Raw genomic sequence first — 6,936 nt, 5'->3', positions numbered from 1 at the left:
GCAAGAGTGGTCGCCCGATCGAGAGCCTGGTCCAACTGGAGCCGGTGACCGAGCCGCGACGGCACATGTTCGGTGACGGTTCGGTGCTCGACCTGCCGATTGCCGACCGCGGTGAGCAGTTCCAGGCCTGGACGGACCTGGCCGGCGAGAAGACGGCCCAGCAGTGGACCGCACTGGTCGACGGCTACGGCGAGACCTGGCAGGTACTGCGCAAGACGTCGCTGGAGCCACCGCTCAAGGACAAGCTGCCCATGAGTGCGGTCAGAGCGCTCAAACCGTGGCAGTCGCTGGAGCGGGTCGCACAGCGCCAACTGGATGACGACAGAGCTCGTGCGGTACTGCGGCACTTCGCAGCACAAGGTGGATCGGAGGCGAAGCTCACACCTGGGTACGTCGGCGTCTGGTCGTACCTGGAGCGCACGTTCGGCCGCTGGACGATCGACGGCGGTTTCGGTGCCCTGGCTGATGCGCTGGCGCAACGAGCGAGTGAGCGGAAGGTAGACGTCCGGACCGGTGCCGAAGTTGTGGCAGTGACCACATCGGACGGCAGTGTGACCGGCGTACGGCTGGCTGATGGGACTGAGCTTGCCGCGGACATCGTGGTGAGCGACATCGACCCACGTGAGCTCTACGGACAGCTGGTGGACGACCCGGCGGCCAAGAAGGTGCGCAAGAGGGTGCAGGCGACCCACCAGGCGCAGGCCGCGTACGTCGTACACCTGGGCCTGCGGGAGCCGGTTCCGAGCCTGCCGTTCGAGACTGTCCTGCACGGTGCGCCGACAGTCGTCGTGCGGACCGGTGGACAGGCGCCGGCCGGGCATCAGGCGTGGTCCGTGCTGGTGCACGGCTACCCGACGGACGACGTACTGGACCTCCTGGTGGCCCGTGGGCTGCACATCCGGGACAAGGTGGTGTCGCGGCAGACATCGCCGTCCTGGTGGGCCGGTGTGGCGTGGGAGGGCTACCGCACGGCCCGCCGACGGGCTGCCAACGTGTCGCCGGTCAAGGGGCTGTACTGCGTCGGCGCGGGAGCTCACCCGGGGTCCGGCGTACCGGCCACCACGCTGGGTGCGGCCATCGTGGCCGACGCGGTCGGGAAAGCCTGAGACCGGGTTGGGAGCCGGTCAACCGGCGCACGTAGGATTGATTGTTCATGTGTGTCATGTCGGGATGGGTGCCCGGCAGTAGAGAGGACCTCGGTGGATCAATCCCCCACGTCGGCCGATCACGAGAACGTCGAGCGAGCTGAGCTGGCGGCTGAGCAGCAACACGTCGACCGGGTGTACGAGCGGGTCGCGGAGGCGGCCAGGTCGGCGTCCCGGATCGCGGTCGAAGGCCATCAGCGCGGGCAGGCGCAGAACGTCGGCCGGGTCCGCGAGGAGGAGCAGACCGGTCTGTACGAGCGGGACGTGCTGGTGTTCGCGGCGGCCCGCCGGATCGCCGAGCTGGACGCCGAGCACGAGGGGCTCGTCTTCGGCCGGCTCGACTCCGACCGCGGTGACGAGCAGCCGGCCGCTGGCGCCGCCACCGACCTGGAGAAGCTGTACGTCGGCCGGATCGGCGTCCGCGACGCGGAGTACGAGCCGCTGGTGATCGACTGGCGCGCCCCGGCCGCCGAGCCGTTCTACCGGGCCACCGCGACCGACCGGCTCAAGGTCGTCCGCCGCCGCGTGCTGCGGAACAAGGGCCCGCGGATCGTCGGGCTCGAGGACGACCTGCTGGCGCCGGAGCGGGCGCCGGAGGACCTGCCGGTGATGGGTGAGGGCGCGCTGATGGCTTCGCTGTCGCGTGCCCGAGGTCACACGATGCGGGACATCGTCGCCACTATCCAGGCCGAGCAGGACAAGGCGATCCGGGCTCCTGCCCGTGGCGTGACCGTGATCGGTGGTGGACCGGGCACCGGCAAGACCGTGGTCGCTCTGCACCGAGCGGCGTACCTGCTCTACAGCGACCGCAGGCGGTTCGAGCGTGGCGGCGTACTGGTCGTTGGACCGTCTGCCGCGTTCATGGCCTACATCGAGCGGGTGCTGCCGAGCCTCGGTGAGAACACCGTGTCGCTGCGCGCAGTGGGCGAGCTGGTGGAAGGCGTCAAGGCCACTGCGGTCGACGAGGCCGATGTCGCCGCCATCAAGGGCTCGCTGCGGATGCGCGGCGTGCTGTCGCGCGCTGCCCGCGACCGCGTGCCCACCGCACCCGCGACGATGCGGATCTTCGTCGGCGGGGCAACGATCGAGCTGGACGCCAACCAGCTGGACAACGTACGGCGGAACGCGCTGCGCCGCACGCCTCGCAACAGGGCCGCTGCCGAGGCCCGCAAGGGCCTGGTGGCCGCGCTGTGGCAGCGCTTCCCCGATGACCTGCGCAACGGCGTGTACGGCGACCGGGAGGCGTTCGGCGACCAGGTGACCGACACGCCAGCGTTCCGGACGTTCTTCGGCCAGTGGTGGCCAGTGCTGACGCCGGAGTCGGTGCTGCGCTGGCTCGGGGATCCGAGGCGGCTGCAGCGCTGGGCTCGCAACGACCTGACTCCTGTTGAGATCGACACCCTCGCTGCAGCCATTCGCGGCACGGACGACTTCACCATTGCCGACGTGGCCCTGCTGGACGAGCTTGGCACCCTGCTGGGACGCGTACCGGTCGCCGAGGTCAAGGACGAGGAGTTCGACTGGCTGGAAGGCCTGTCGGACGGTGTCAACGAGGTGCTGACCACCTCGGAGCGCCGGGCCCGCGCCGTCGCGGCCAGAGAGGCCGAGGAGCCGGAGGAGTACGCGCACGTCCTCGTCGACGAGGCGCAGGATCTCTCCCCCATGCAGTGGCGGATGGTGACCCGGCGCGGCCCGCAGGCGAGCTGGACGATCGTCGGTGACCCGGCGCAGAGCTCGTGGCCGGACCCGGACGAGGCGCGGGCGGCGATGGACTCGATGCTGTCGCACCTGCAGCGGCACTCGTTCCGGCTGTCCACCAACTACCGGAACTCCGCCGAGATCTACGCGTTCGCCGGTGACGTGATCCGGCAGACCCTGCCTGATGCCGATCTGCCCGACGCCGTACGCGGTACCGGTGTGGAGCCCGAGCACCGGGTCGTTGACAACGGCAAGCTTGCCGAGGCTGCCGGTGACGCGGCGGTCGAGTTGCTCCAGCTGGTGGAGGGCACGGTCGGCGTGATCGTGCCGCCGAAGCTGCGGCCGGCCGTCGACCCGGTGCTCGCCGAGCTGGGCGACCCACGGGTCGTTGCCGTGAGCCCCTTGGAGTCGAAGGGCCTCGAGTACGACGCAGTGGTCGTCGTCGAACCGGACCGGATCGTCAGCGACACGCTGGGCGGCGTGCGCGCCCTGTATGTCGTGCTGACGAGAGCCACGCAGCGATTGGTTACGATCAACAGCACCACAGACTGGTTGCCCGCCCGCACCTCCTGAGAAGCAAGCAGGGCGGCATCCTGACCGTCACCGGCCAGTTCGCCTCCCAGTCGGTCGACCCGGGTCAGCTGGCCTACAACTGCATGGACCCGGGCTGGCCGCGCAAATGGAGCCGCTGGCACCAGGACACCGAGCTGGCCGACCGCCTGACACCGCGGTTCGCCTGGCTGAACACCTGGTACGGCGCTCCCTGCGCGTTCTGGCCGGTCCGACCGGTCAAACAGGTCCGCATCGGATCGCCGAAGGTCCCGCCGATCCTGCTGCTGCGGGGCAAGTACGACGCAGCGACGCCCCGTGATCGGGGCACGTCGCATGCGTGCCGTGCTGCCGGGCTCACGGCTGCTCGTCGACGACGGCGGCAACCACGCGTCGTACCTGTTCATGAAGAACCCGTGCATCGACGACAAGGCCGAGAAGTACCTGCTCACCGGCGAACTGCCGGCCGACGGCACCTGCCCGGCCGGCCACCCCTAGCCGCGGGGTACGACGTACGACACCAGGTCGGCGTCGTCGGCGGACAGGTCCGACCAGCGGCAGGTCAGGTGCAGGACGGCCAGGCCGCTGGTCGGGTACTTCTGGGTGAGCTCGACGCGCTCCGGGCTGGTGCCGTCGAGGGCGAGCTCGTCGGCCAGCCACGGCACACCGGGCGCGTGGCCGACCAGGATCACCGTGCGCGCCTCGGCCGGGGCCTCCCGGATGACGTCGAGCAGCTCGTCGGAGTCGGCGTTGTAGATCCGCCGGTCGTACCAGATGTCGGCCGCGGTCGCGCCGGCCTCGGCGGCGTACTGCCAGGTCTCCCGGGTGCGCTGCGAGGGTGAGCACAGCACCAGGTCCGCCTCGATGCCTTGGGCAACGAGGTAGCGGCCGGCCGCGCGGGCGTCGGCCCGGCCGCGGTCGGCCAGCGGCCGCTCCGGGTCCGGCATCGACTCGGGCGGGACCGCCTTCGAGTGCCGGAGCAGGACGAGCGTGCGGTCGATCAGCAGGTCCGACGGGTCAGCCATCCGCACAGGATACGACCGGAGGCCGGGTTCAGGACACGACGGACGAGCGCAGGTTCAGGAACACCTGACGGGTGGCCGTGGACCTGTTCAGGGTGATGAAGTGGATGCCCGGCGCGCCACCCGCGAGCAGCTGCTCGCACAGCTCGGTGGCGATCTCGATGCCGACCTCGCGAACCGCGGACGGCTCGTCCTCGACCGCGTGCAACCGGTCGGTGACGGCCTTCGGCAACGCCATCCCGGTCAGCTCCGCCATCCGCTGGATCTGCTTGATGTTGGTGACCGGCATGATGCCCGGCAGCACCGGGATGTCGCAGCCCAGCGCGGAGGCGCGCTCGACCAGCCGGAAGTAGTCGTCGGCGCCGAAGAACATCTGGGTGATCGCGTAGTCCGCGCCGGCGGCGGCCTTGGCCGCCAGCACCTGCGCGTCGGCCTCCAGCGAGGCTGCCTCCGGGTGCTTGTCCGGGAACGCGGCCACCCCGACGCAGAAGTCGCCCAGCGACCGGATCAGCTCGACCAGCTCGATCGCGTGGTTCATGCCCTCCGGGTGCGCGACCCAGGGCTGGTTCGGGCCGCCCGGCGGGTCGCCGCGCAGGGCGAGCATGTTCCGGACCCCGGCGCCGGCGTAGGCGCCGATCACCGAGCGCAGCTCGTCACGCGAGTGGGCGACACAGGTCAGGTGACCGAGCGGCGTCAGCGACGTGTCCTGGGCGACCCGCTCGGTGACCCGGATGGTGCCGTCCCGCGTGGTGCCGCCCGCGCCGTACGTGATCGAGACGAAGGTCGGCCGGAGCTGCTCGATCTCGCGGATCGACCGCCACAGCACCTCTTCGGCCTCCGGCGTCTTCGGCGGGAAGAACTCGAACGAGAACGAACGGTGTCCGGTCGCGAGCAGCTCACGGATCGTCGGCGTACCGCCGGGCAGCGTCGAAGGGAGACCGTTCGCCATGCCGACAGGTTACCCGCGGTGTCCACCGCGGCGCTGCCACCGACTACGCTCCGAGACGTGTATGGCGATGTGGACATCCCGGCCGAGGTACAGCGCGCGCTGACCGGCTTCCTCGACCTGCAGCAGCAGCGGCTGGCGGCGATCGGGCCGGAGCTGACCGAGCAGGTGCGGGCCGCGCGGGACGCGACCAGCGGCGGCAAGCGGCTGCGGCCGGCCTTCTGCTACTGGGGTTTCCGGGCCGCGGGCGGCGATCCGGCGCAGCCGATCCTGACCGCGGCGGCCAGCCTGGAGATGCTGCACGTCAGCGCCCTGGTGCACGACGACGTGATGGACTCCTCCGACGTACGGCGAGGCGCACCGGCCGCCCACCGTCGCTTCGAGGCGCTGCAGCGGGCCCGGTCCGAGGCGTCCGGGCTCGGCGGCGACCCGGAGCGCTTCGGCGTCGGGGCAGCCATCCTGCTCGGCGACCTGTGCCTGATCTGGGCCGACGAGATGCTGCACACGTCCGGCTTCGACGCGGCCGCACTGGCCCGGGCGTCCAAGTTCTTCGATGCCGTGCGGGTCGAGGTGACCGCCGGGCAGTACCTCGACCTGGTCGCGCAGGCGAGCGGTGTGTCCGACATGGACCAGGCGCTGCGGGTGCTGCGGTACAAGTCCGCGACGTACACGGTCGAGCGGCCACTGCACATCGGCGCGGCGCTGGCCGGCGGCGACCGGCGGTTGGTCGAGGCCCTGTCGGCGTACGGGCTGCCGGTGGGCGAGGCCTTCCAGCTGCGCGACGACCTGCTCGGGGTGTTCGGCGACCCGGCGCTGACCGGCAAGCCGGCCGGTGACGACCTGCGCGAGGGCAAGCGGACCGTGCTGGTGGCCTACGCGGTCGACCACGCGTCGGAGGTGCAGCTGGCCGAGTTCGACCGCCTGTTCGGCCGGCCGGACCTGGACGACGACGAGATCCAGTTGCTGCGCGAGATCCTGCAGGACTCACGCGCGGTGCAGGCCTGCGAGGACCTCATCACCGAGCGGACCGAGGACGCCCTGGACGCGCTCGACCGCGCTCCCCTGGCCGACGACGCCGCCCGCAAGGCGCTGGCCGACCTCGCGATCGCCGCGACGTCCCGGCTGCTCTAAGGCGTCGTCATCAGGTTGATCAGCCGCAGCAGCTCGGCGGTCGGGGCGAGGTCGCCCAGGATGATCACCTTGAGTACGGCGCGATCCTCGTCGTACACGGTCTCGACCCGGAGCCGGCCGATCCCGCTCTGATTGAGCGAGCCCATCACGTGCGTGGTGATCCGGTCCGCGCCCGCGCGGTCGATCGCGTCGATGTGCACGATGCTCGACGCCTCGACGTGCCGGGACTGCTCGTCGGCCTCGAGCGCGGCGGCGCTGGTGCCGGTGAACGCCTCGAGGTCCTCCCGGGCGATCCGGTACTGCTTCCCGATCCGGACGGCCTTCAGCCGGCCATCGCGCACGTAGTTCCGGATCGTCCGGACGTGCAGGCCGAGCCGGCTCGCCACCTGCTCGACCGAGTACAGCTCCTGTGGCATCCGTGTCCTTAGTCGTCGTGGGACTCCAG

Annotated in this window: 7 protein-coding genes and 1 pseudogene; 5 read left to right on the top strand and 3 right to left on the bottom strand. The window is 70.8% G+C overall.

The features are described 5' to 3' along the window. The 4 genes and pseudogenes from ACWCOV_RS37425 to ACWCOV_RS37410 all read left to right on the top strand — a co-directional run. A partial coding sequence (locus tag ACWCOV_RS37425; protein WP_449834113.1) for a phytoene desaturase family protein occupies nucleotides 1-1,106 on the top strand: 1,106 nt, incomplete at its 5' end. A 93-nt stretch (nucleotides 1,107-1,199) separates the two neighbouring features. Then, nucleotides 1,200-3,416, top strand: coding sequence for a HelD family protein (locus ACWCOV_RS37420; protein WP_449834112.1), 2,217 nt, complete (start codon nucleotides 1,200-1,202; stop codon nucleotides 3,414-3,416). Between the two features lie 83 nt (nucleotides 3,417-3,499). Next, nucleotides 3,500-3,712, top strand: a pseudogene (locus ACWCOV_RS37415) (alpha/beta hydrolase); the annotation flags it as partial. A gap of 16 nt (nucleotides 3,713-3,728) precedes the next feature. Further along, nucleotides 3,729-3,890: an alpha/beta hydrolase gene (locus ACWCOV_RS37410; protein ID WP_449834111.1), complete on the top strand. Its 162-nt coding sequence runs from the start codon at nucleotides 3,729-3,731 to the stop codon at nucleotides 3,888-3,890. Here the strand turns inward: ACWCOV_RS37410 and ACWCOV_RS37405 are convergent. Both ACWCOV_RS37405 and metF read right to left on the bottom strand, forming a co-directional pair. After that, nucleotides 3,887-4,417 (bottom strand): SixA phosphatase family protein, encoded by a 531-nt coding sequence (locus ACWCOV_RS37405; protein ID WP_449834110.1) that lies wholly within the window; start codon nucleotides 4,415-4,417, stop codon nucleotides 3,887-3,889. The two genes, ACWCOV_RS37410 and ACWCOV_RS37405, sit on opposite strands and share 4 nt — an antisense overlap. 28 nt (nucleotides 4,418-4,445) lie before the next feature. Then, complete coding sequence (metF, locus tag ACWCOV_RS37400; RefSeq protein ID WP_449834109.1) at nucleotides 4,446-5,363, bottom strand: methylenetetrahydrofolate reductase [NAD(P)H]; 918 nt, start codon at nucleotides 5,361-5,363, stop codon at nucleotides 4,446-4,448. A gap of 57 nt (nucleotides 5,364-5,420) precedes the next feature. Here metF and ACWCOV_RS37395 point away from each other — a divergent pair, with 57 nt between their 5' ends. Next, nucleotides 5,421-6,491, top strand: a complete 1,071-nt coding sequence (locus ACWCOV_RS37395; protein WP_449834108.1) for a polyprenyl synthetase family protein — start codon at nucleotides 5,421-5,423, stop codon at nucleotides 6,489-6,491. On the opposite strand, the gene ACWCOV_RS37390 is transcribed toward ACWCOV_RS37395, so the two are convergent. Next, entirely contained in the window at nucleotides 6,488-6,907 is a 420-nt protein-coding gene (locus ACWCOV_RS37390; protein ID WP_449834107.1) for a helix-turn-helix domain-containing protein, read from the bottom strand. The two genes, ACWCOV_RS37395 and ACWCOV_RS37390, sit on opposite strands and share 4 nt — an antisense overlap. Nucleotides 6,908-6,936 lie beyond the last annotated feature (29 nt).

The sequence above is a fragment of the Kribbella sp. NPDC002412 genome, assembly GCF_053592935.1.
Note: the sequence above shows the minus strand (reverse complement) of the source record. Positions and strands in the feature narration are given on the sequence as shown.

Excerpts from the sequence above, each read along its gene's own strand:
- ACWCOV_RS37410 (WP_449834111.1), top strand. The coding sequence starts at position 3,729 with ATGCGTGCCGTGCTGCCGGGCTCACGGCTGCTCGTCGACGACGGCGGC.
- ACWCOV_RS37405 (WP_449834110.1), bottom strand. The coding sequence starts at position 4,417 with ATGGCTGACCCGTCGGACCTGCTGATCGACCGCACGCTCGTCCTGCTC.
- metF (WP_449834109.1), bottom strand. The coding sequence starts at position 5,363 with ATGGCGAACGGTCTCCCTTCGACGCTGCCCGGCGGTACGCCGACGATC.
- ACWCOV_RS37390 (WP_449834107.1), bottom strand. The coding sequence starts at position 6,907 with ATGCCACAGGAGCTGTACTCGGTCGAGCAGGTGGCGAGCCGGCTCGGC.